Source organism: Gimesia sp. (assembly GCF_048262075.1).
Lineage (GTDB): Bacteria > Planctomycetota > Planctomycetia > Planctomycetales > Planctomycetaceae > Gimesia.
Map to the genome: position 1 here is coordinate 480859 of NZ_JBLXFK010000001.1, position 23541 is coordinate 504399.

Consider the following 23541-nt stretch of genomic DNA (forward strand, 5'->3'; position numbering starts at 1 on the left):
AAACGAATGAAGTTTTTAGTGAACCAAATTGTACTCTCAACAGTTATCGTCAGCCTGCTCTCCGGTTGCGGTCAGTCTACTCCCGAACAGACAACTTCCCCAGAACCTGCGACAACAGAATCGGTAACGGCTTCTGAAGTCCTGCTGACCAGTGAACCAGCGGGAGCAGCAGAAGTGATTGCAGCGCGTAAATCTGCCGAAGATGATGCGGAAGTCGTCGTTGTGGGCCGCATTGGTGGCAGCGAAAACCCCTGGATCGACGGTCGCGCTGCATTTTCAATCGTCGACAACTCCCTGAAAGCCTGCTCTGATATTGAAGGCGATGGTTGTGAAAAGCCCTGGGATTATTGCTGTGAAACCGACAAACTCCCGACCGCGACAGCGCTGGTCAAAGTCGTGGATCAGGATGGCACACTCATCACCGAAGATGCACGCAAGTTGTTAAATCTGAAAGAACTTCAAACTGTTGTTGTCAAAGGCAAAGCCAAACGTGATGACGCCGGTAATCTGACCGTATTTGCCAACGGAATCTTTGTACGAAAGTAAGTCATGTCACAAGTAGACCTTTCACAATTAGCCATTGATCGCAGTGCGCCCTCACAGGTACGAGGGCACACGCGATTAAGGCTCGTTACACGATTCCTGCTCCCCGGAGTACTCGTACTGGGTTTCCTGGCGCTGATTTCATGGGCGGCCCGTGACCTGATCTTCCCTCCCCGGCAGGTCACCGTGATGCCCGTCATAGTAACGCAGTCATCGATTCGGGATGCAGGGACTCCGCTATTTCAGGCTGCAGGCTGGGTGGAACCGCGACCTACGCCCATCCGTGTGGCTGCGTTATCACCGGGTGTGATCGAAGATCTGCTGGTAGTGGAAGATCAGAAAGTCAAACAGGGTGAACCGATTGCCTTGCTGGTTAAAGAAGATGCCGCACTCTCCCTGCGTGCGGCAACCGCGGATCTGAATCTGCGAGAGGCGGAGCTCGAACAGTCCAAAGCCACTTTGGCCGCTGCCGAAGTCCGTCTGGCGCAACCGGTACACCGAGAGGCAACCTTAAGAGCTGCCGAAGCGGAACTGGCGAAGATTGAAACCGAACTGAAGAACCTTCCCTTCATGGTCCGTCGCGCACAGTCACAATTAAATTTTGCCCAGACAGATTATAAACGCAGGCTATCAGCAAAAGCTGCTGTCACGCAACGATCCGTTGATGAAGCGTTGACTGAACTGGAATCTGCACGGGCAGCCGCAGAAGAACTGGAAGGCCGCAAGACCTCTCTGATTGCAGAGCGGAAAGCACTCAAAGCACGCCGCGATGCGCTCAGTAAAGAACTGGAACTGCTGACCGAAGAAACTCAGGCGCGGGACGAGACGATCGCCATCATCCAGGCAGCCACCGCTCGGCTGGACCAGGCACGCGTCGCCGTAGATCAGGCAAAACTGACATTAGATCGCATGACGATACGCGCTCCTGTCACCGGACGTATCTATCGGCTGATTGGCCATCCGGGTTCCAGTATCGGCAACATGCTCACACAAATGTCAAGCCATGATGGCAGCACTGTGGTCACCATGTACCAGCCGGAAAAGCTACAGATCAGAGTCGATGTCCGCTTTGAGGATATCCCGAAAGTCAGTCTGAACCAGCCCGTCGAAATTAACAACCCGGCACTCAACCAGCCGGTGACAGGCAAGGTTCTCTTCATCAGTTCCGAAGCTGATATCCAGAAAAATACGTTGCAGGTTAAAGTCGCCATTGATGCCTCAAATCCTGTCTTAAAACCAGAGATGCTGGTTGATGTCACTTTTCTGGCTCCGGAACTCTCAAATGATGCGAAAGCAGAAAAAGAAGAAACACGAATTTATATTCCACGAAATATGATCGTACAGAATGCAGCGGGCCAAAACATTGTTTGGATTGCGGATCAATCGACTCGCACGGCACAGCCACAACTCATTCAAACGGGCACCAGTCCCGGTGGTCCGCTGGTCGAAGTGACAAACGGTCTAAACCTGACCAGCCACCTGATCTCGTCCTCCACTACCGATCTTGAACCAGGTGACCGTATCACGATCACAGGTGAAACCGATCAAAAAGGAAACTGAACATGCCACTTGTTGTCATCAATAATTTGACGAAACAATATCACAAGGGAGGCGAAACGATCACTCCCCTTGATCGGGTCAGTCTCGATATTGAGCAGGGAGAATTTCTGTCACTCATGGGGGCCAGCGGAACGGGAAAATCGACGCTGCTGAATCTGATTGCCAGCATCGATCATCCGGATTCCGGCTCGATCTGGGTCGATGGAGTCGAAATCACTAAACTATCCCGGTCGAACCTGGCGCGGTGGCGGGCGGCAAATCTGGGTTACATTTTCCAGACACACAATCTGGTCCCCGTTTTGACCGCATACGAAAACGTCGAACTCCCGCTGCTATTATTACCCATGTCACGCTCCGACCGCAGGAAACGGGTAGAAGTTGCGCTGCAGGCCGTTGATCTGCTGGATCGTGCAGACCACTATCCCCGTCAGATGTCCGGCGGGCAGGAACAGCGGGTGGGGATTGCCCGTGCGATTGTCAAACACCCCAAGATCGTGGTCGCCGACGAACCAACGGGAGATCTGGATCCGGAAACCTCCGACCAGATTCTGGCTCTGCTCAAACGACTCAACCGGGAACTGGACATTACCATGCTGATGGTCACCCATGATGCCGATGCCGCCAGGATCGCTGATCGGCAATTTTACCTCGATCACGGTAAACTGGTCCAGCAGTTCTCTTCAGAGGAACCTGTTTTGACGGCAACAACTGCCAACCGGGGAGAGACTTTATGAAATTGATCGGTTACATCCTGAAAACATTGTGGGGACATCGAGCCCGAACAATGTTAACCGTCGCAGGTTCTGCGGTCGCTTTGTTTGTCTTTTGTTTTATCCAGTCGATTCAGGAAGGTATGAACGATCTCAAACAGCGACAGGAAGCCCGTGGATCGTTAATTGTTTTTCAAGCCAATAAATTCTGCCCGGCGACCAGTCATCTCCCCCAGGATTACGATCAGCAAATTGCCAATCTCGCTGGAGTCAACGATGTTATTCCCATTCAGGTCTTTACCAACAACTGTCGAGCCAGTCTGGATGTGGTCGTTTTTTATGGTGTCCCCCCCAACAAACTGCGCTCCGCGCGGGACTTCGAATTTGTCACAGGCAACTGGGATGATTTTGAAACACACCAGGATGCTGCCATCGTGGGTCAGGCTGTTGCCAATCGCAGGAAAATCAAGGTCGGAGATAAATTCTCGATTGGTGATCTGTCAGTGAATGTCGCAGGCATCTATCGTTCGGACAATCCCGCGGAAGAAAACTACATCTACAGCCACCTGGAATTTCTGCAGCGACGCCAAGGTGCCAACCTGGTTGGCACGGTCACACAGTTGGAAGTGATTCTTGCGCCGGGTACGGATCCAACACAAATCAGCAGCGCCATTGATGAGCGTTATCGCAGAGGTCCAGTGGAAACCAACACACGTGCCAAGGGAGTGTTTCAAGCCAAGAGCCTGGGTGATCTTTCTCAACTGATTGAAATGGCTCATTATCTGGGACTGGCCTGTGTCGGACTGGTGCTGGCACTGGTGGCCACGACAACACTGATGTCGGTCGAAGACCGGATCCAGGAACACGCTGTGTTGCGTACGCTTGGTTTTTCCGGATTCAAAGTCTTCGCACTGGTTCTTGCGGAGAGCACATTTCTCAGTGTCGCTGGAGGCTTACTAGGCGTCGGAGCCGCCCTGGTCACACTGAAACTCAGCAGTCTTTCCGTCGGCGCAGAAGCGGTCACCGTAGCATTTATCCCTTCGCTGCATCTGGCATGGGTTGGCATGCTGCTGGCCTGCGCCACAGGAATCTGCGCGGGTATCATTCCTGCCAGCTATGCCTCACGTGCAGAGATCGTTCCGGCGTTACGCAACGCCTGACAATCTTACCTGTCGTGCATCAAGTGAGTCCAGCGATTGGATCACTTTCATAAATGAAGTGTGGTCGATCGACATCATCATGCCAATAGGTGGTTTGTGGAAGTCCTAATGCGCGGTAAATGGTCGCGGCGAAGTTTTCCGGTTTCTGTGGTTGATCGATGGGGAAGCCACCAATTTTATCCGTCGTTCCGATCACGCGTCCCCCTTTGACTCCACCACCGGCAAAGAAGACCGACTGCGTCGCTCCCCAGTGATCACGGCCCGGTCGAGCATAAACTTTCGCCAGTTGAGAAATCTTGGGAGTCCGGCCAAATTCGCTGCACATCACCACCAGCGTATCTTTCAGGCGTCCGCTGGCTTCCAGGTCATCCAGCAAAGCGGAGACAGCCCGATCGGTTGGTGGCAGGAGTTTATCTTTCAAATGCGGGAAAATATTGCCATGCGTATCCCACGATTCATTATTCCCCATGTTGACCTGCACCAGATTGACGCCTGTTTCCACCAGGCGCCGCGCCATCAGCAAAGACCAGCCAAATGAATTCTTCCCGTAACGTTCCTGAACTTTATCATCAGCATGCGTCACGTCCATTGCATAATGAACTTTGTCATCGTTGAGCAATGAAATGGCAGCGCTGCGATAACGGTCAAAACTTTCGACCTGGCCGGCGATGTCGAGCACTTGTCGCTGCTTACCCAGTTCCTTGAGCAAACCAATCCGATTCCCCATGCGTTTCTGAGTCATGCCTTGCGAGAGTTTCAAATGGGGTGTCTGGAAAATCCGGTTATCGCTCCCCCCGCGCTGCTGATGGTCAAAGGCATATTCCGGAAACGCACCATAGGATTGCACATGAAATGGCGAGGCTTCGATAAACCAGGGATCACGGTTAGAACCCATTCTGCCCGCGAACTGTCCCGGGACCACACGCCCGGTACGATGTACAATTTTATCCGGAAGCACAATCGCCGGAGGCAGATTCGTACGTGCACGGATGACATCGCCGGCGATTGCGGCAATCGAAGGATGATCGGTATTCATCGGACGACTGGGATTAAAACCTACAGGCACATCTGAGCGACCGGTCAGCATCATATGATGCCCCATCGAATGCTCATTCGTACCATGCGACAAAGTGCGACAGACCGACCAGAGATGACTTCGTTTCGCCAGCATCGGGAGATGTTCTGAAATCTGTAGGCCGGGAATTTTTGTTGCAATCGGATTGAACTCTCCACGGACCTCGGCACTCGCCTCCGGCTTCATATCGAAACTTTCATGTTGTGAAAGTCCACCCGAGAGAAAAATAAATATACAGGATTTCGCGGTTCGAAATTTAGTAGGTGCTGCTGCTTCCGCGCGGAGCGCGTCCAGATGGTTAATTCCAAAACCAAGCAGGCTGATCGAACCAACTTCCAATGCCGTCCGGCGGGACATGTTGGGATGGCGGGCAGGAGTATTCGCAGGCATCATGACTCTCCTGAATTCAAGAGACGAAACATTTTAGCGCAAGTAGTTATCTTAATATACCTTATATATTCAGATCAATATAATCTAATATGATAGTGAGTAAAAGTCCAATTGAAATAAAGTATCCTACGGGAATGAGTTTTTTTGACGTCAGGCCTTCTCAAGATGACAGGTCAATTTGAATTTTTTTCGGGCCTTGAATCACTGGGTTTTCAGCAGAATGAGATCAAATCAGGAAAACATGCTTCAAAATTTGATTGACGATCGACGATACCGTATATATGCTTTTCGCTAACTGATTCCCTCCCCATTCACCAGGTGGTGGCCGCGTGTGGCTCGCTGAAGGAAGTCACGTTGAAATTTTAATTTACTGTTTTCTTCTTAAGACCTGTATTGGAATCCGGGTCTGATTCTCAAGGATGATGTGGGCTCATTTTGCGCCCCGCAACGCGCACCATGATGCGCACAGGAGAAATCAATGAACCAGTATTTGACCGAACGACAACAGAAAATTCTGGACTATATTACCCGCGAAATTGATCAAACGGGTCTCGCTCCCAACACGGAACAAATTGCTACCGAATTTGATATCCCCTCACTCAACCGGGTCACTCAATACCTGCATGCTCTGGAAGGCAAAGGCTGGATCACCTGCAACGCCTCTCCTCAAGGTGGAATTGCCCTGGTGGAAAACGGCAATCAATACCGACTCGCTGTCTGTGGCGATATCGAAGACCGCAGGGTTGACTTCAAAAAAAGATCCTGAGTTCTCTGTGAGAAACTGAAATTCAGGTCCCCCGTAGCTTCAGTCTACTTCCTGCTTGAAGGAGTACAGACAGGGGCTGATTTTATCAGGATTGGTATTATTAAGGCGGGTTTCAGATAATTTCTTAATTTTCCTTTCATTTAAGCCGATTCTTCTATTCAAACCCATCCCATGAGTGTACGCTTATGTAACTTGGATAAGCCCTTTTTAAGCCTCGAGTTAAAATTGTTTCATCTTATCGGAAGGCTCTTAGTAGATGCTCAGGATTGAAGATCAATCGATTCGTTTATGCGACCGGATGCCGCGACGTTCCTTCATGCAAATTGGCGGCCTGGCCATGGGCGGTCTCTCCCTGCCTCAGATTTTAAAAGCGCAGGAAGAAAGTGGAAAACGATCGTCTCATAAAGCAGTCATTATGATCTTCCTGGCAGGCGGTCCTCCACACCAGGACATGTTCGATTTAAAACCGGACGCCCCCGACGAAATTCGTGGCGAATTTAAACCGATCAACACCAACGTACCCGGAATTCAAATCAGCGAATTGATGCCGCGCGTCGCCGGTATGATGGATAAGTTTTCAATCATTCGCTCACTGGTCGGCGCGGAAGGCCGTCACGATTCCTTCGAGTGCTGTACCGGTCATCATTTCCGCAGCTCACAACCACAGGGGGGCTGGCCTTCCGTCGGATCGGCAATCTCCAAAGTCAAAGGTCCGGTCAATCCCACCGTACCATCTTACATCGACCTGTCACACACGATGGCGCACAATCCCTGGAATATCAAAGGTTCTGGATTCCTGGGACTGGAACATGCGCCTTTTCGTCCGGACGGCGATGTCATGGAGAACATGACGCTCAACTCGATTTCCAATACGCGTCTCACTGAGCGCGCCAGTCTGTTAAATAACCTGGATCGCTTCCGCCGCGTTTCAGAGACAAAACTGACTGATGGTACATACGATGGCTACACGAAGCAGGCACTGGAAGTTCTTTCCTCATCCCGTCTGGTAGAGGCATTAAACCTCGAAAAAGAGGACCCCAAAGTCCGAGCCCGTTATGGGAAAGATGACCCTAAAGTTTTGAAGTACCCGCTGGAAATGGGATACCAGGCGATTATGTCCCGTTTTCTGCTGGCACGCCGGGCGGTGGAAGCGGGGGCACGCTGCGTGACCTGCAGCTTTGCCCATTTCGACTGGCACGGCAATAATTTTGGCCATGCCCGCAGCGTGATCCCATTGCTCGATCAGGGAGTTGCTGCTCTGGTGGAAGACCTGCATGAACGCGGCATGGACAAAGATGTCACAGTCCTGGTCTGGGGTGAATTCGGCCGCACACCTAAAATCAATAAGAATGCCGGGCGCGATCATTGGCCGCGCGTGCACGCTGCCCTCATGGCAGGTGGTGGCATGAAAACCGGGCAGGTCATCGGATCAACCAACCGTCTGGGAGAAGAAGCGGTCGACCGTCCTGTGCATATGCAGGAAGTCTTCGCAACCCTCTATCACAACCTGGGCATCGATGTCGCGTCGACCACCATCGAAGACAACAATGGCCGCCCCCAGTATCTGATTGATGAACAGACCCCGATCCGCGAACTGGTATAAATTGCCAGAACGCGCACCATTGATCTGATTATCAGCTTGCGGTCAGGGGACAAATTTTGTTGTTTCACCTCCGTCAGCCGTTCCCAGTTCCAGGTAGACTCGGGAACTCATGTTTTCACTGAGAAAGTGGACGGAACCATCAGCGAAACCGAAGTGAGCGCCCCCGGTGTGATCACTGCCGGCAGACTGATAGAAGTTGTTATTGAATCCGCCAGCGGTACCGCCTGATATTCCAGTGTCAAACATGTTTCCCACGCCACCAGCGGCCCAACTATCCTGACTTGTTTTGGGTGCGGTTGAGCCGTGCAATTTCTGTACTTCCCCGCTCATGATCGTGTTTGAAGCTCCATCATCGATATCACGCAACGCGGTGTCACTGTTGACAGAAAAAACTCCCAGAAATGCACCGGTGCCTCCACCAAAAGTGCCAATCAACGCATCCGTACGGTGTGTGAGATGAATCAGGTCTCCATCGGCCCAGCCGTTCCCACCTCCCATACAGACCCCGTAATCAGAGCCTCCTTTTGTAAAACGATTGGAGGGTGGCGTACTGGTTCCCGGATTTTCTCCGATCGTAATTTTCTCATCTACTTTGCGGACTTTACTCCGCCGCGTCGGACAGTAAAAAACAGGGATATTATTTTCTGCAGCAGACCGGTTCCCAATCACATTCGTATTAAAATCCCATTGATTATAGATGTTGGCCTGATCCACCAGGGGGAGGATCTGCAGCATCCAGCTCGTACCATGCAGACCGGCCCCAGTGGTATTCCCAGCATCACCCCAGACATTGTATGCGGTCGATGTTGCCGTTGTCGCAATGGCTCCCGGGGGAAATACGCCATGAATTTCATGGTAATTGTGTAGCGCCAGGCTGACCTGTTTCAGATTATTTTTGCAGGTACTGCGGCGGGCCGCTTCCCGTGCCTGTTGTACTGCAGGCAGCAGAAGTGCAATCAGTATGGCGATAATGGCAATCACCACCAGTAACTCGATCAAAGTAAAACCCTGTATTCTGTTCCGATAGCGCATCAGAGGGCCCTTTATCAGATAATAGAAATGAAGATAGTATGAAATGAATTATCCAGAGCGCATTACTTTTCAGCGCGTCTCTCCTGCGATTCTATGTGACTTCAATACCTCTGAAGACGCGACAGTAAACCTGAGTGCAGGCTGAAGCAAGCCACGACACTGTGGTTGTTTCAACCACAGTGCGCGAATAATGACTCGAATTCAGTCTTGCAGTCTCCTGGCTAATTTTCTGTCAAATCAAAATTGATTTCATTTGGCCCGGCTTTGACAACTGCCGTCAATTCCGTTTCGTCGCTGTAATTTGGCGGTATCGTTTCTTTTTCATCAACGAGTTTGCTGATCACCACTTTATGGTTCCCGATAGCCGCCCCCTTTTGATCACGTATATAAGTTAATTCATAATTTCCATCACTGTCTGTTGTGCCGGAAGAACCACGTATTGTCTCTGGCATAAATGTCACGTTGGCATCAGCCAATGGTGCCCCATCCAATGTCACCTTGCCTTTCACCTGCCCTAACGGTGGTGCATCGCTGCCACCGCAGGCTGACAGACTAACCAGTAATCCCAGACAGAGGACAACAGAACCGACGACTCGCATATGTTGCATGCTGATAATATCCTTAAGATCATATTGAAGACATGTTTGCAGGAAGAAGGCAGACAGGAAGCCAGTTCCTCCTGTCTGCCTTTGTGTGATAGCGATCCCTGATTTAAAATTCACCAGGAATCTTATCGCCGTCAGCGGTACCAATCCGGTTGAAAGTCCGGTTATCAATATTTTCGCTGATGAACCGTACGGACCCGTCGGCTAAACCGAAATGAGCGCCCCCTTCATGGTCGCTCCCAGGGGCTTCGTACTGACCACCATTGATGCCCTGGTTATTACCACTGCCATTTTCGGAACTGCTACCGGCAGTGTCGGTGTCGAAAATGTTGGCGACCCCACCGGCGGACCAGCTGTCGAGGCTCAGACTGGCATCGTTCCCGCGTAAGCGCTGCATTTCCCCTGTCATCAGGGTATTGGTGGTTCCATCTTTGATGTCACGCATTTGCGTATCACCGTTCGGATAGAAGATACCCAGATGGCCACCTGAGAGTGTTCCCATCCATTCACCGCTGGCACCCACACCTAAAGATTCATGCCCGGTGCCGGAAAAACCATCACCGAATCCGTTACCGGCGCCTTTACATCCGCCGTAATCAGTGCCCCCCTTTTCAAATGCATTATTGATTGTCGTGGAGCCGGGGGATTCATCCAGTTGAAGTTTTGCATCAACCTTACGAACCTTGCTACGACGTGAGGGACAATAGAAGATGGGGATATCCACTTCCGCAACAGCCCGGTTTCCCATCACATTGGTATTGAAATTCCATTTATTATATGTATTTGCCTGATCAACAAAGGGTAAGATCTGGAGCATCCAGCTGGTTCCATGCGTTCCTACTCCGCTGGTATTCCCTGCTTCCATCCACTCACGCCAGCGTACTGTGTTACCACTGCCACCATTGGTCAGTGTGACAATTGAGCCGGGGGGGAAAGCACCATGTGTTTCATGATAGTTGTGGAGTCCCAGTCCGAGTTGTTTCAGATTGTTCTTGCAGGTACTCCGCCGCGCCGCTTCGCGTGCCGATTGCACAGCCGGTAACAGCAAGGCAATCAGGATCGCGATAATCGCAATCACGACCAGCAACTCAATCAGCGTAAATCCCGCTTTCTGTCGATGACCTGTATTGTTTTTCATAATACTCTCCAGCACGTTTAAAAAAGAATTGAATAAAAAAAGAAACACATAGTTTGCCTCATAAACATCCAGCCCATGAGGAAATTGAAACGAACCCCGTTCCTGAAGTGCTCTTAAAAGATCGATGAGAAAAGACTGCGATGATAGATGTGATTCAAACAGTCAGACAAAATGACCGACCAGACAGAGACACTGGTAGAAATGCGACTATTTTTCTACAAACCCTGTTCACTTATTTAATCAATCAGTTTTGATTTGTCAAAATAATTCGCCCTGCACGACTTAACTTACTCAATATTCAGCACTTAATAAAACTTAATAAGTACTGATCCGTCCAAGGACAACCCAGAACCCAACCTGTACAAGATGGCTACTCATTTCAGCGTAAAGCGATAGCAGATAGATAGTTTTGTGAATTTCCTATTAACACCGTCTGGCCATCATGTAGTATTTGACCACCTTCCCAGTGTCCCGATAGCAAAGTTTCTGATTTTCCGTATCTCAAGTGATGATTCCTGAAATCTTCACACACCGCGGTTTTCTAAATGTCCAGATCCATAACGGAGCAGTTCCCAGCAGAATCACAGACTCTTTTCCCAATCTTTATACGTCCGCACTCAGCTCAAGATATAATCGGGATGTTGATTATTCATCAATCAACATTTAAAGTGACTGTAGACTCCTGACTGAATCACTTCACAGGAGTATTGAACTTCAATTGCCGCCGCCCGGAAAAGGAACGTCAAACCATGCTGACGCGTATTCTCGCTGTTGTAACTGCAATGCTGCTCATTGGATCGTCAACCGGTTTTGCAGAAGACTGGCCTCAATGGCTGGGCCCGGATCGTTCGAGTCAATGGAAGGCGTCTGAGATTGTCGATGTCTTTCCTGAATCGGGTCTACAGGTGGAATGGCGAGCCCCCGTTGGATTAGGGTACAGTGGCCCCGCGGTGGTTGACGACAAAGTCTATGTCATGGACTATCTGAAAAAGTCCGGGAAAGTCGAGAATAATCCAGGGGGGGCTTCCCGTCTGCAGGGCGAAGAACGCATCCTCTGCCTGTCCGCAGATACAGGGAAAGTCATCTGGGAATACAAGTATGACCGCCCTTACGATATTTCCTATGCAGCGGGTCCGCGCTGTACTCCCACAGTCGCAGCTGGCAAAGTCTATGCATTGGGAGCCGAGGGAAACCTGACCTGTCTGGATGCTGAAACAGGCAAGCTGATCTGGAAAAAAGATTTTCAGAAAGACTACCAGGCCAAATCACCTTTCTGGGGCCACGCCGCCAGCCCTCTGGTCGATGGCGATACGTTGTACTGCCTGGTCGGCGGCAAAGATTCCATCGCCGTCGCTTTTAATAAAGATACCGGCGAAGAACTCTGGCACTCACTGGATCATACAGAAACTGGATACTGCCCTCCGACCCTGATTACCCATAATGGCACAAAACAACTGCTTATATGGCATCCAGGTTCATTGAACTCCTTGAATCCTGCGACAGGTAAAGTCTTCTGGTCGCTCCCCCTCAAACCGGGTTACGGAATGTCGGTCACGGTGCCTCGACAACAGGGAGATTTTCTGTATGTCTCCGCCATCGGCGATGAAGCCGCCTGGATCAAACTCTCGGGAGACTCAAAACCTGCTGCCGAAGTTATCTGGAAAGGGAAACCGAGATCCGCCCTGTTCTGTTGCAACAGCACTCCCTACATTGAAGGGGATACCGTTTATGGAAGTGATATACAGTCGGGCGACTTTGTTGCCGTCAATTTGAAAGACGGCAGTCGACGCTGGTCTACGAAAAAAGTGACGAACGCTGGCCGCCGTGATCGCCACGCGACGGCCTTTATTGTAAAACATGACGAGCATTTTTTCCTGTTCACGGAAAACGGCGACCTGATCCTCGCTGACCTCACCCCGCAAGGTTACAAAGAAATCAGTCGTTTCCATGTCTTGGAACCAACGAATGAAGCTTTTGGCCGCCCCGTCGTCTGGAGTCATCCCGCGTTTGCCAATCAGTCTCTGTTCGCCCGAAACGATAAGGAACTGGTTCGCGTCAATCTTAAGAAATAATTCCTGAGCCCCTTGCGCTTCCCTCTGGTCACTCAGCAACAGCGACCAGAGGGATTTCGTAACACGTTTCCTACTGAAGCCTTAGTCTGCCAGGATCTTGATTTCAGGTTTTTCCGCTACCACTGCGACAGCATATGCAGACTCGGGGTGTAGTTCTGTATCAGGATAAAAAGCATACCAGGCAAACCACAATGCATACATCCAGCTGAGCCCTGCATCCGATTTCACCACGCGCAGCGATTTAGCATCTGGATGATACGCCAGAGTGAATTTTTTTCCTGCCAGTTCCTCTTCCCACTCAGTCACTTCCGTCAAATGTTGATAAGCGGTCACTGGATAGGCCCGCTTCTGACCTCCCGCCCAGATCCCGAGAAGTGGTGTTTTATTCGGAAGACGGTGATCATGCACGTTGACCTCGAACATCAGACTCTCGTCTTTCAAATATTCGGTGTAGGCGCCCGCCTGATATTCAAATGGAAACCCGGTTTCCTGTGAAAGGACTTTGGTGTCAGGGTAGCGCTGTTTCCAGTCTTGCCAGTCGGTCAGTTGGACTGGTAAATGCATTAGCGTCTCCTGTACGCGCGGCCCACAAATGGCCTGCGACATCATCTGTGACCAGAGCCCATCCGTCTTGCCCGATCCCGTGCGGTCATACAGCAATTGATTGCTGTTATACAGGTAGCCCGAAATTCCAAACTCAATTTTACCTCCCGTTCCCTGAGCGTTGTAGACCGCAAGTGAATCACTCAAAGGACAGTACGTCACGATAAACGGCGTGTCTCCAATCTGGTCGTTCACCACCTCATGCCAATCCAGGATCTTAAGTGGATAAGCCCGTGCCTCGCCTTCCAGACAGACTCCCGCCACACGATCGCCTGGTTTCATAAATGTCGCCTGTGTTATCTGAATAAAGTCAGGAGTTGTTAAAGCCGGGATTCCATCCTTGGGAATCCGTGCGTTCACAATTTCCTGTTTCGGCAGCATCAGCCCCTGGACATTGAAGAGAGGCTGCGGCGTCATTGTCGCCAGGGAACGATTATGCCAGGCCGCCAGAAAATAGACCTGATTGACCCACGCATACCAGCCCGCAAATAACAATCCAGAAACAGCAATCAACAGTAACACAGGCTGTGATGGTTTATCACTTGAAGCTGTCGCGTGGGAGGATGTTTGTGCCGGTTCCGGAACCGGCACATCCTCACTCAATTGAGAGGATTCCATAACAAGCGCTTTCGTATGTAGATCGACTGCATCTCTCGAGGCTCGACATGCAATCAAAAAACTCATTCAGAATTGAAGCAGATAAACGCAGCGAAGAAATTCGCAATCAGGATCTGACGAAAGCTTAAACCATACAGAGTTGCTATGAATTTGGGAAAGAAATTATTGAAATTTTTGCGAAGAGTTCGTTTAGAAAGTTAACTTATGGCACTCAATATAGAAGCCGATCAGTAAAACAGATCAGTCCCCAAGATCAGTAACAAAAGAATTCTTGCCGTTGGCAGACTGCTACCAGAAAGTCCGCGTGCCTGCTTATTTCGTTTCTGCTGCAGGCACGTTCCAGACCGTCACACCGAGGTGATATCCCGTGTGTTGTGGTGATTCGCTGGAATACCAGGCTGTCACGATCTCGCCATTTTCCTTCTGGACACTGGATGGGTAACCGCAATCTCCGCCATCGGCTGTGTGGGAGACGCGGATCGGTTCGCTCCAGCTCTGCCCCGCATCACTGCTGAGCTTCGCACACACGCCCCGTCGTCCGTTGACACGAATGCCATAACTGAGCAGCAGCCGTCCATCTTTCAGTCGTGTCAGATGGCCGTTGATCTCATTGCGGCCCGTCACAGGTTGCGGCGGCTGCCATGTCACTCCATTATCGTTGCTGCGAATCAGTTCCATTTTGTCGATGCGGGCTGCTGCCAGCCAGCGTTTATCTCCCAGGTAAAACAGATCCGTTTCATTGTGAGCAGGACCAATGACAGAAACCACACTCCAGGTCCGGCCGTCATCGTCACTTTTCAAATGGGAAGATTTCCAGCCTTTGGTTTTAGTTGATTGACTGGGATCTTTAAATTCTCCCTGGTAGCAGGAGACATGCAGCGCGCCATCTGCGCCAACCCAGATATCGCCGAAGGGAATCAATTCAGACCAGCCCGCTTCCGCTGCCGGAAAGGCTTCCGATTTCGACCAGCTGCGTCCCCCATCATTCGACCGCAGTACCCAGCTTCTCAGAATCGCATCGCGAAAGGCTGCCTGCTTGGGCCGCTCGGGTTGTTTGAGATTACTCCAGCCGGAACAGAGTACCATCAGATCGCCATTCTTCGCCAGCCCCGTCGCATGATTCATTCGCACCGTATTCGGTTCATGCTGCGTGACTGTGCTGCGTTTCTCCCACTTGATTCCATCCGGGCTGGCCCAGCAGTCAATGTCTCCCTCCTGCTGTCCGTGACTGGGCTGATTATGAAAGACCGCGATGATGGTTCCGTTCGGCAGCAGCGTCAGGTTAGGCCAGGCGCAGACATTTTCGACAGCCACTACCTGTTTGAGAACATGCGGCTCTTCTGCAGAAAGTTCAGACTCGCATTTACCAGCCAGCGTAATGGCAACAATGAATAATATTAAGATACGCATGAGGATACCTGACATTTTTCCATGATCATAAGTGTTATTGTAAAATACAATTTTCGCTTCATGATACAGAAAATAATGTTTTCGCGTCCATCAATATTTCAGCGTAACACCGGCAGCCGGTCTTTTAATTTTGAAAACAGAGTCGCTTCTCTGTCCGCCTGCACCGGTTCAGTGGCTGTCACCTGGAGCGGACATTGGCGACACATCACCAGGATATAAGCCGAGGGAATGTAATAGAGGGCCAGCAGCGTGGCCCCACCGACTCCGCCGGCAATCGTAATCGCCAGCGGAGGCCAGAAGCCGCCTCCCGCAATCACCAGCGGTGCAAAGCCGGCGACCGTAGTGAGCGAAGTGGCGACCACATGCCGCGTCGAACGCAGAACAACGTCACGGACGACCACCCGGTTCCCTTTTCGTGCTTCGGGATTCGCGCGCAGCTCGGCCAGTACCACAATCGCGTCGTTGATTGCAACTCCTGCCAGCCCCATCGAACCGACAATCGCCATGAAACCGAAGGGAAAATCAAACAGCCACAACATCCCCAGACCCAGACCAATGGAAAGTATCCCCACGGTGCCCACCAGCGCTGCCACACGAAACGAAGCAAACGACAATACCAGAGTCGCCACCATCAGGACCATCAACACGCCGACATTTGCGAGCAGATTTCCGACCGCATCGTCCCGCTTAGATGCCTCGCCTCCCCATTCCAGTCGATAGCCGGGCGGCAGCTCAAAACCTGCCTGTTTCATTTTTGACTGAAATTCCGCCAGTGCCTCCGCAGGCAGGACCCCCGCTTTGAGATAAGCCTGCACTTCATTCATCCGCTCACCGTTGAAGTGAGAAATGGCGGCCACTTCAGATGACATTTTAACTTCGGCAATCGCCGTCAAAGGGACAAACTGTGGCTGTCCGTCTTCGGTCTTTTTACTGGAAATCAACTGCAGCGATGCAATCTGGTTAATGGAACCCCGCCGTGCCTGTGGCACGCGAATCCGTACAGGCAGTTCTTCTGTCTCTTCTAGGATACTTCCCCCCAGGGAGCCTTCCAGGGCCGCATTTAACTGATGGGAGATTTCTGCATGATCCAGTCCCGCGAGTCGCGCCTGCTCTTCGTCGATCTTCAGTGTCAGTTTGGGGAGCGGATCAGCCAGTTCCGCTTTGTGATGCAGGACATTCGTCGTGCGACTTAAAATTGTCCGTAACTCATCCCCGCTCTCACTAAGCTGATGCAGGTCAGGTCCAAACAGCCGCACTTCTATCGGCGCGTCGAAGGGAGGCCCCTGCTCCAGTTGCCTTACCAGCACGCGCGAATGGGGTACCTTCTGGTCCAGTTCTCGCTGCAGTTCATGAATCAGTGCCTGGCCTCCTTCCGCGGAGTTCAGCTGTACCAGTGCCTGTGCATAGTTTGAAGCATTTTCTCGCTTGGCGACGATGTTGTAATAAAACTGTGGTGCGCTTTCACCCAGAAACCATTCGATCCCCTTGACCTGGGGATGCTCCAGGACGACCTGGCGGATCGTTTCGATGGTCTGCCGAGTCTCAGCCAGTGATGCATGCGCATTCAGTTCCAGTTCGATATTCACCTGATCGCGGTCTGCGGGAGGAAAAAACTGTTCGGGCAGAGAACCGGCGACGATAAACCCGCAGATCGGCAGTAGACATCCCAGCGCCACCCCCAGCAGCGGGCGTGCAAACAGAATATCCAGGGAGTTCTGATAGGCATTTCGCAGACCAGCATGACTGAAACCTACCTGCCACCAGTGAGCGTGTTCCGGATCTTCATTCTTATCAGCAAACAGAGCCGCGATGGCAGGGATCGCCGTCATCGCCAGGAAGAAGGAACTGCAGATCGCCAGAATCACACTGATGGCAATCGAACCGACAAACTCACCCGCGGGCCCGGGCATTAATGCGATGGGTGCAAAGGCGAGTACCGTCGTTAAAGTGGACCCCAATAAGGGAACCGCCAGATGTTTCACTGTAGAAATGACGGCATCATCGGGAGCCATCCCTGTATGTAACTTGGACCGAACTTCATCGACGACGACGATCGCATTATCAATCAATAATCCCAAAGCAATAATCAATCCGGTGACTGACATCTGATGAATGGGGATCTCCATAAAGCGGAGTCCCGCCAGTACCATGAACGCAGATAAAGGCAACGCGGTCCCTACTACCAGTGCATTGCGCCAGCCCATCATGAATACAATCACGGCAATCACCGCAATACCGCCCAGCACCAGGTTCCAGACGAGGCCACTGAGACGCGCCTCGACATAACGATTCTGATCAAAGAGAGTCTGCACGCTGACATCGTCTGCCAGCGACTGTTCAAACTCAGCCAGTGCCGCTTTTGCCGCATGGCTCCAATGATCAATCCGCACACTGTCGCGCACAAATATTCCCAGCGTGACCGCCGACTTGCCATCCGCGATCACCAGACTGTTCAGAGGTAATGCCACGCCTTTACGAATCGTCGCAATATCCCCCAGTTGCACGGAGTGGCCATCCGAACCGAACTGCACCGGCGTGTTCGCAATCCGTGAGAGGGAATCCAGCTCAGAATCCACGTCAATCAGCAAATCGCTTTTCGCACCGCGCAACTGTCCGGCAGTTAACTTCGCATCCGACGATTCCACCTGTTGCGCGATTTCTATTACGCTCAATCCCAATGAAGCGATTTTATCAGGCTGGACTTCCACCACGATCTCTTCATCCGGGTCACCGAACGTATCAATGTCTTCAGTCCCGGAAATCGAACGCAGACGGTCTTCCAGTTGTTTGGCAGAGCGACGCAGTACAGCATAGTTCACATCGTTTGGATTGTCCCACACCAGTGCCACGATCAACGCATAGGCTTTGACTTCCAGCTCTTCAAAATCGGGTTCTTCGGCCCCCGCGGGAAATTCAACCCGGGCATCATCGATCTTATCCCGAATCCGCGACCAGACTTCGTCGACCTCATAAACATCATCACGAAGCTCAATTGTCATGGAAGACATGCCGCTGCGGGAAATGGTCCGCAGTTCTTTGATCTCATCAATCTCCCGAAGTTCTTCCTCCATCTTTTCAGAGACGAGAGATTCGACTCGCGAGGCATCGGCTCCCGGGAAGCGCGTATTAACCCGCGCAACCCGTTGCGTCAGCACGGGATCTTCCATGCGAGGCAGCACGTAAAAACTGGAAAGGCCGGCCACGGTAATCAACGCGATCAGCAAAATGAGTAACCGCCGATTTCGGTAAAATAGTCCTTCCAGCATAATTGAATTCCCCATTGAGTTCTGAAAGGTCCGTTTTTTCCTGATGAACGCTCCGCGATTGATTACTGTATCACTCTCATTCCGGCTCAACGACGGTTTTTAATCACCACCCGCTGATTACCCGTCAGCTTATGAATTCCATCTGCTACAATTTGATCGCCGGTTTTCAATGTACCACGCACCAGTACCCGATTGTCTTCTGTATGTAATACTTCCAGCTGGCGTTTTTCCAGAACTTTTTCTCCCGGCTCTTTCCCTGCAATCACAGCATACGCAGACCAGAGTCCCCGCTCACCCCGTGCCAGCGAACTGAGGGGCAGCCAGAATCCCTGCATTTCGACCGGTTCGGAGATTTCGATGCGAATAACCTGACCTGGCACCAATTGTTTCGCAGCCTGCTCACTGAGTGACAACACGATTTCCTGGGTCCGTGTTACCGGATCCAGTTCGGGCAGGATCGCTTTCAAAGTGGATTGATAATTATTTCCATTCAGTCTCACCTCCTGCTGGCTGCCATGTTTAAGATGGACGGCCATATCCACGGGCACACCAATGTGTGCTTCCAGCTTCTGATCTTCGACCAGGCGGAATAATGGGGCATTGGGAGAAATCACAGTGCCTTCATCGGCATAGCGTTTTGAAACCCGACCACCAAAGGGAGCTTTGAGCACCGTATCGTCCAGATCAACCTGGTTGTCTTCGAGAGCGGCATCGAGGTTGGCCACGACTGCTTTCTGGGCTGCGACCTGCTCTTTACGGGTTCCTTCCTGCAACTCCGACAGCCGACTGCGCGCAGCATCAAGCTGGGCCTGTTGCTGCTCTACGTCATACTGAGACGCTTCATAATCGGAACTGGTAATCGCATTACGTTTCAGCAATTTCTGATTCCGGTCGAGATCCGCCTGCAGATTTTTGAGCCGGGCATTCAGTTGTCTGACTTCGGCTTCCGCGACAGCGACTGTTTGAGGTCGCGGCCCTGCTACCAGTTCATCCAGCTTTGCCTGGGCGGCAGCACGCTCTGCCTGCAGTTTTAGCCGGATGACCTGCAGATGCCGCGTATTCAAGCGGGCCAATACCATGCCTGCCTGGACCGTATCCCCCTCATCGACGACGATTTCAATCAGCTTTCCACTCCGCTCGAATGCCAGTTCACTCACGCGAGCCGCCGTTACTTTTCCGGTATAGTTTCGTTTTCGGGCAAACGAATCAACGGGCTTGAGTTCGACCACATCCACAGGGACTCCTGACGGCTTTGATTTATTCACAGAGACTTCTGTGGAAAAAGCGCTGTGCGGATTTAACCAGAACAAAGCCAGTAATACTGCCAGCAACAACGCTGCAACTGCGAAACGAAACCGTCTACCGTAGAATGTTAATTTTTGACGAAACGTCATTTTGTTTCCAAAAAAAAACGACTCAGACCGTGCTCTGCTGAAGTTCATTTCCAAACACCTCCCGGCTGACCCGGTCATAAACCGCATCATAGTCGACTTCGGAACTGAGTGGCTGCCACTGAATTCCGTCAAGAAAACGATTAAAATTTCGGCGGAGCATTTCATAGGGTTCCGAAATGCCCAGTTCGCTGAGGGAATTACTGGTCGTGATGATCGAATAACCGCCTACAGAAAGTGACCAGAGGCCGAATACAATTTCTTCAGGGGTTGCAGAATCTCCCAGATGCACATCGCCTCGCGAGATGCCATCACGCACAATACCGCCGACAATTCCGATGCAGCGATGCTCGTAATTCGACATCAGATTGCGACGTTCTTCAGAAGTCTTGTCCCAGATGGAATCGAGTCGAATCGTCTGTTCGACACAGAAATGATCGGGATAGGTTTTCACAAACAGTTCGGCGGCCGCACCGATGGCAGCAATTCGTTCACGCGAGGTTCCCTGAAACAGAGACGCCTTTTGAAACATGGCTAATCGTTTTTCCAGCGTCTGAATCGCCAGTGTAATAATAATCTCCTCTTTACAGGAGAAGTGGTTATAAATCGTTCCTTTTGAGTATTCTACCAGACTGGTGAGTCGGTCCATATTCAGACCGTTATACCCGCCTTCAATAAACATCGGGCGCGCACATTCCAGGATTTTCGCTTCGCGTTCCTGAATTTCTCGTTGTTTTCGATCTCGGGTACTCATGACATCACCATTTTGACGGATCGTCACTTTTTGTCAAGATATTAACCGCATTTATTTCGAATGCCGGAATTGTCGTGAGGACCTTCATAAAGGCACTTGTTCAACGAGAGATAGAAACAGCACCTATCTCTTTTCATAGATACCATTTACAAGATCATAACAACCGGTATTCCGACATTCGTCTCGGAAGGGGTTCAACAGTGCGAGCAGAACGGTTCCCCCGGAAGCATGCGTACGTTGCGCCAAGTGATGACCTCAGGAAATATCAAACGCGCCGTAAACAGACTCGACTGTGTCCAGTTTTAGTGTAGCGTTTTCAGGGCTGATTGGCCCGAGTAGATGAGATTCAGAGCCGCTCTATTTAAATGTGGTGCGTTCTAAGTCTGTTCTTCCCGCTGCTTTTGATACTCCTTGAGCTTTCGATACAAGGTTCGTTCTCCGATGCCCAGCATTTTGGCAGCTTCTTCCCGTTTGCCATCCGCCAGGTCGAGAGCGCGTTCGATGTAGTAACGTTCGACCTCCGAAAACGGGCGTCCAATCAGGAAATCAGCGCCTGAACGATCTGAAGTATAACTACTGTCCCCCTCTGGTCCTGACACCGGTACGATTTCTTCGGGCAGGTCATCCAGGTCCAGAATTCCATCAGTATCCAATACGAGCATTCGCTCGGCGGCATTTTTGAGCTGGCGAATATTACCGGGCCAGTCATAGGACATCAGGGCACGACGTGCAGCCCGCGAAACCCCATCATAGGGTTTATTATATTGCGAGGACAGCTCTTTCAGAAAATGATCGGTGAGCAGTGGGATGTCGCCACGTCGCTCTCTCAATGGAGGCAGTTCAATTTTGACAACAGAGAGCCTGTAATACAGATCCTGGCGAAATGAGCCCTTTTTTACCATCTCCAACAGATCCGCATTTGTCGCTGCCACCAGTCGGACATTCAGGCTGATCTCTTCATTCGTTCCCAGACGAGCTATCTTTCGATCTTCCAGCACACGTAACAGCTTGATCTGTGTCTGCATCGGCATCTCGCCGACTTCATCCAGAAACAGAGTGCCACCGTTTGCATGTTCGAATTTCCCGATTCGTTTTCCCACCGCTCCGGTAAATGCCCCCTGCTCATGACCAAACAGTTCGCTTTCCAGAATACTGTCGGGCAACGCGGAAATATTTAGTGGTACGAACGGCTTGCTTTTGCGTTCGCTATTCTGATGAATTGCGCGGGCCACCAGTTCTTTCCCTGTCCCACTCTCTCCTTCAATCAGCACGGTACTGTTGGTCGAAGCAACATTTTTCAGTTTATCGACAATTTTATGTAACTGTGGCGTGTTACCGATGACACCTTCAAAACCGAATTTTTCATCCAGGCGTCGGTGTAGTTCTGCGTTCCGCCGCATCAGGCGCACCCGTGTGGATGCCTTCTCCACCGCATTGCGCAGTTCATTGATATCCAGTGGTTTTGTCAGGTAGGTATAGGCCCCCAATTGCATCGCGGTGACTGCTGAGTTGATGGATCCATGCCCGGTCAACACGATGACTTCTGCATCCGGCAATTCGTCTTTCGCAGTCCGCAGGATCGCTAACCCGTCTACGCCATCCATGCGGAGATCCGTAATCACGATATCAGCCGTTTCGCTTTCGATTAACTTGGCGCCCTGTTCACCGGAAGTGGCTATTTTGCAATCGCAGCCAACCCGTTCCAGGCTTTCTGCTACAGCCTGCGCATGGGCTTCATCGTCGTCAATAATTAATACGCGAATGACGATCGATTCCAGATCGGTTCCCGTGGCGTCTTTCGTGCTCATTGAGCGGACTCTCTGCCTTTCCAGTTTGGTTGAGAAAACTCTTTCCCGTGGAGAACAGTAGTTGAATCTAAAGAAGCTGATTTCAGCAGATTTCTGCCGGACCAGTCAGCCCCCATCATATTCAAGTCAGAATTACAAATAAATTCCCGGGAGTTGTCAAAGTTCAGCAAACGGGAAATGAAATCGTGAAACGGGTTCCTCTTCCCGGTTCACTTTCACATTCAATCGTCCCGTGATGTGCATCGATAATCTTTTTGACCGTAGGCAGCCCCAGGCCACTCCCCCCCGGCTTCGTGGAAAAGAAAGTGTCAAAAATCCGTGATTTCACTTTTTCATCGATGCCTTTTCCATTATCGATGATGTCGAGATAGACCATGCCATCTTTATGCGATGTCTGTAGTTCAATCAGCCCTCCGTCGGGCATCGCCTGAATCACATTTAATGCCAGGTTCATCAGCACCTGTCGAAACAATGCCTGATCCACCTGAACCTGAGGCAGATCGGCGTCGAAATGCGGGCTGATTTCAATCGACGCGTCGCGAGCCTGTGGTCTGAAAAAATCGATAAAGTCGCTCACCAGGTCGTTCAGACTGGCAGAACTCAAGGCGAGTTTTCCCACCCGGGCAAACTGCAGGAAGGCATCCAGAATATCCTGCAGGTGTTTACATTCCTTCTGGACACTCTCTACCTTTTTCAACATTCGATGCTTTGAGGGAACATCGAGTGTTTCCAGATCTTCAGTGAGCAGTTCCAGATTCATACTCATCGTCGAAAGTGGATTCTTGATTTCGTGAGCCAGCCCTCCTGCCAGCGTCGCGATTTCGGAATACTGCGCTTCAAACTTCTCGCGTTCTTCAACGCTCAACGGACTGTCATTTATGGCTGATGATCTTGTCATAGAATATTCCAGATCGTCCAGGAAAAGAGGTCTTCGGCAAACCACTGCCGAAACCGCATCTACAAAAATAAAACGATGAAGTCATCTCACGGCGAGCTCCTTCATCGTTTTTTATTTTCTCAGATTAAAGAGAATCTTC

Annotated in this window: 18 protein-coding genes; 7 read left to right on the forward strand and 11 right to left on the reverse strand. The window is 51.0% G+C overall.

All coding sequences use genetic code 11. The annotated features are described in order from the left end of the window. Window positions 1-6: 6 nt before the first annotated feature. The 4 genes from ACN0YH_RS01695 to ACN0YH_RS01710 are packed head-to-tail and all read left to right on the forward strand — an operon-like array spanning window position 7 to window position 3973. The gene (locus tag ACN0YH_RS01695) at window positions 7-546 is read left to right on the forward strand and encodes a hypothetical protein (RefSeq protein WP_417377825.1); all 540 of its coding nucleotides are present in this window, start codon (window positions 7-9) and stop codon (window positions 544-546) included. A 3-nt stretch (window positions 547-549) separates the two neighbouring features. Beyond that, the gene (locus tag ACN0YH_RS01700) at window positions 550-2103 is read left to right on the forward strand and encodes an HlyD family secretion protein (RefSeq protein WP_417377826.1); all 1554 of its coding nucleotides are present in this window, start codon (window positions 550-552) and stop codon (window positions 2101-2103) included. Between the two features lie 2 nt (window positions 2104-2105). Beyond that, window positions 2106-2837: an ABC transporter ATP-binding protein gene (locus ACN0YH_RS01705; protein WP_417377827.1), complete on the forward strand. Its 732-nt coding sequence runs from the start codon at window positions 2106-2108 to the stop codon at window positions 2835-2837. Beyond that, entirely contained in the window at window positions 2834-3973 is a 1140-nt protein-coding gene (locus tag ACN0YH_RS01710) for an ABC transporter permease (protein WP_417377828.1), read from the forward strand. The genes ACN0YH_RS01705 and ACN0YH_RS01710 overlap by 4 nt, the downstream gene beginning before the upstream one ends. A 19-nt stretch (window positions 3974-3992) precedes the next feature. Here ACN0YH_RS01710 and ACN0YH_RS01715 read toward each other — a convergent pair whose 3' ends face one another. After that, a complete protein-coding gene (locus ACN0YH_RS01715) occupies window positions 3993-5441 on the reverse strand; it encodes a DUF1501 domain-containing protein (RefSeq protein WP_417377829.1) in 1449 nt (482 codons plus the stop codon). Window positions 5442-5916: 475 nt separating this feature from the next. On the opposite strand from ACN0YH_RS01715, the gene ACN0YH_RS01720 reads away from it, so the two are divergent. Further along, window positions 5917-6204 (forward strand): hypothetical protein, encoded by a 288-nt coding sequence (locus tag ACN0YH_RS01720; protein ID WP_417377830.1) that lies wholly within the window; start codon window positions 5917-5919, stop codon window positions 6202-6204. A 256-nt stretch (window positions 6205-6460) separates the two neighbouring features. Then, the gene (locus ACN0YH_RS01725) at window positions 6461-7807 is read left to right on the forward strand and encodes a DUF1501 domain-containing protein (protein ID WP_417377831.1); all 1347 of its coding nucleotides are present in this window, start codon (window positions 6461-6463) and stop codon (window positions 7805-7807) included. Between the two features lie 42 nt (window positions 7808-7849). Here ACN0YH_RS01725 and ACN0YH_RS01730 read toward each other — a convergent pair whose 3' ends face one another. From ACN0YH_RS01730 to ACN0YH_RS01740, 3 genes are all read right to left on the reverse strand, one after another. Beyond that, a complete protein-coding gene (locus ACN0YH_RS01730; RefSeq protein ID WP_145228965.1) occupies window positions 7850-8839 on the reverse strand; it encodes a DUF1559 domain-containing protein in 990 nt (329 codons plus the stop codon). 221 nt (window positions 8840-9060) lie between these two features. After that, on the reverse strand, window positions 9061-9447 hold the full coding sequence (locus ACN0YH_RS01735) for a carboxypeptidase-like regulatory domain-containing protein (protein ID WP_417377832.1): 387 nt from the start codon (window positions 9445-9447) through the stop codon (window positions 9061-9063). A 103-nt stretch (window positions 9448-9550) separates the two neighbouring features. After that, a complete protein-coding gene (locus ACN0YH_RS01740) occupies window positions 9551-10582 on the reverse strand; it encodes a DUF1559 domain-containing protein (RefSeq protein ID WP_145228969.1) in 1032 nt (343 codons plus the stop codon). 749 nt (window positions 10583-11331) lie between these two features. Between ACN0YH_RS01740 and ACN0YH_RS01745 the strand changes: the two genes are divergently transcribed. Further along, window positions 11332-12654: a PQQ-binding-like beta-propeller repeat protein gene (locus ACN0YH_RS01745; RefSeq protein WP_417377833.1), complete on the forward strand. Its 1323-nt coding sequence runs from the start codon at window positions 11332-11334 to the stop codon at window positions 12652-12654. An 81-nt stretch (window positions 12655-12735) separates the two neighbouring features. Here ACN0YH_RS01745 and ACN0YH_RS01750 read toward each other — a convergent pair whose 3' ends face one another. The 7 genes from ACN0YH_RS01750 to ACN0YH_RS01780 form a co-directional block, all read right to left on the reverse strand. Then, a complete protein-coding gene (locus tag ACN0YH_RS01750; RefSeq protein ID WP_417377834.1) occupies window positions 12736-13875 on the reverse strand; it encodes a DUF3179 domain-containing protein in 1140 nt (379 codons plus the stop codon). 312 nt (window positions 13876-14187) lie between these two features. Next, window positions 14188-15285: a sialidase family protein gene (locus ACN0YH_RS01755; RefSeq protein ID WP_417377835.1), complete on the reverse strand. Its 1098-nt coding sequence runs from the start codon at window positions 15283-15285 to the stop codon at window positions 14188-14190. Window positions 15286-15383: 98 nt separating this feature from the next. Beyond that, window positions 15384-18551 (reverse strand): efflux RND transporter permease subunit, encoded by a 3168-nt coding sequence (locus ACN0YH_RS01760; RefSeq protein WP_417377836.1) that lies wholly within the window; start codon window positions 18549-18551, stop codon window positions 15384-15386. An 86-nt stretch (window positions 18552-18637) separates the two neighbouring features. Beyond that, complete coding sequence (locus ACN0YH_RS01765; RefSeq protein ID WP_417377837.1) at window positions 18638-19945, reverse strand: efflux RND transporter periplasmic adaptor subunit; 1308 nt, start codon at window positions 19943-19945, stop codon at window positions 18638-18640. A gap of 22 nt (window positions 19946-19967) precedes the next feature. Next, window positions 19968-20696 carry a TetR/AcrR family transcriptional regulator gene (locus ACN0YH_RS01770; RefSeq protein ID WP_417377838.1) on the reverse strand — a complete coding sequence of 243 codons (729 nt, stop codon included), beginning with the start codon at window positions 20694-20696 and terminating at the stop codon, window positions 19968-19970. Between the two features lie 377 nt (window positions 20697-21073). Continuing rightward, window positions 21074-22504, reverse strand: a complete 1431-nt coding sequence (locus ACN0YH_RS01775; protein WP_417377839.1) for a sigma-54-dependent transcriptional regulator — start codon at window positions 22502-22504, stop codon at window positions 21074-21076. A 163-nt stretch (window positions 22505-22667) separates the two neighbouring features. Further along, entirely contained in the window at window positions 22668-23402 is a 735-nt protein-coding gene (locus ACN0YH_RS01780) for a sensor histidine kinase (RefSeq protein ID WP_417377840.1), read from the reverse strand. Window positions 23403-23541: the final 139 nt, after the last annotated feature.

Excerpts from the sequence above, each read along its gene's own strand:
- ACN0YH_RS01695 (WP_417377825.1), top strand. The coding sequence starts at position 7 with ATGAAGTTTTTAGTGAACCAAATTGTACTCTCAACAGTTATCGTCAGC.
- ACN0YH_RS01700 (WP_417377826.1), top strand. The coding sequence starts at position 550 with ATGTCACAAGTAGACCTTTCACAATTAGCCATTGATCGCAGTGCGCCC.
- ACN0YH_RS01705 (WP_417377827.1), top strand. The coding sequence starts at position 2,106 with ATGCCACTTGTTGTCATCAATAATTTGACGAAACAATATCACAAGGGA.
- ACN0YH_RS01710 (WP_417377828.1), top strand. The coding sequence starts at position 2,834 with ATGAAATTGATCGGTTACATCCTGAAAACATTGTGGGGACATCGAGCC.
- ACN0YH_RS01715 (WP_417377829.1), bottom strand. The coding sequence starts at position 5,441 with ATGATGCCTGCGAATACTCCTGCCCGCCATCCCAACATGTCCCGCCGG.
- ACN0YH_RS01720 (WP_417377830.1), top strand. The coding sequence starts at position 5,917 with ATGAACCAGTATTTGACCGAACGACAACAGAAAATTCTGGACTATATT.
- ACN0YH_RS01725 (WP_417377831.1), top strand. The coding sequence starts at position 6,461 with ATGCTCAGGATTGAAGATCAATCGATTCGTTTATGCGACCGGATGCCG.
- ACN0YH_RS01730 (WP_145228965.1), bottom strand. The coding sequence starts at position 8,839 with ATGCGCTATCGGAACAGAATACAGGGTTTTACTTTGATCGAGTTACTG.
- ACN0YH_RS01735 (WP_417377832.1), bottom strand. The coding sequence starts at position 9,447 with ATGCAACATATGCGAGTCGTCGGTTCTGTTGTCCTCTGTCTGGGATTA.
- ACN0YH_RS01740 (WP_145228969.1), bottom strand. The coding sequence starts at position 10,582 with ATGAAAAACAATACAGGTCATCGACAGAAAGCGGGATTTACGCTGATT.
- ACN0YH_RS01745 (WP_417377833.1), top strand. The coding sequence starts at position 11,332 with ATGCTGACGCGTATTCTCGCTGTTGTAACTGCAATGCTGCTCATTGGA.
- ACN0YH_RS01750 (WP_417377834.1), bottom strand. The coding sequence starts at position 13,875 with ATGGAATCCTCTCAATTGAGTGAGGATGTGCCGGTTCCGGAACCGGCA.
- ACN0YH_RS01755 (WP_417377835.1), bottom strand. The coding sequence starts at position 15,285 with ATGCGTATCTTAATATTATTCATTGTTGCCATTACGCTGGCTGGTAAA.
- ACN0YH_RS01760 (WP_417377836.1), bottom strand. The coding sequence starts at position 18,551 with ATGCTGGAAGGACTATTTTACCGAAATCGGCGGTTACTCATTTTGCTG.
- ACN0YH_RS01765 (WP_417377837.1), bottom strand. The coding sequence starts at position 19,945 with ATGACGTTTCGTCAAAAATTAACATTCTACGGTAGACGGTTTCGTTTC.
- ACN0YH_RS01770 (WP_417377838.1), bottom strand. The coding sequence starts at position 20,696 with ATGAGTACCCGAGATCGAAAACAACGAGAAATTCAGGAACGCGAAGCG.
- ACN0YH_RS01775 (WP_417377839.1), bottom strand. The coding sequence starts at position 22,504 with ATGAGCACGAAAGACGCCACGGGAACCGATCTGGAATCGATCGTCATT.
- ACN0YH_RS01780 (WP_417377840.1), bottom strand. The coding sequence starts at position 23,402 with ATGACAAGATCATCAGCCATAAATGACAGTCCGTTGAGCGTTGAAGAA.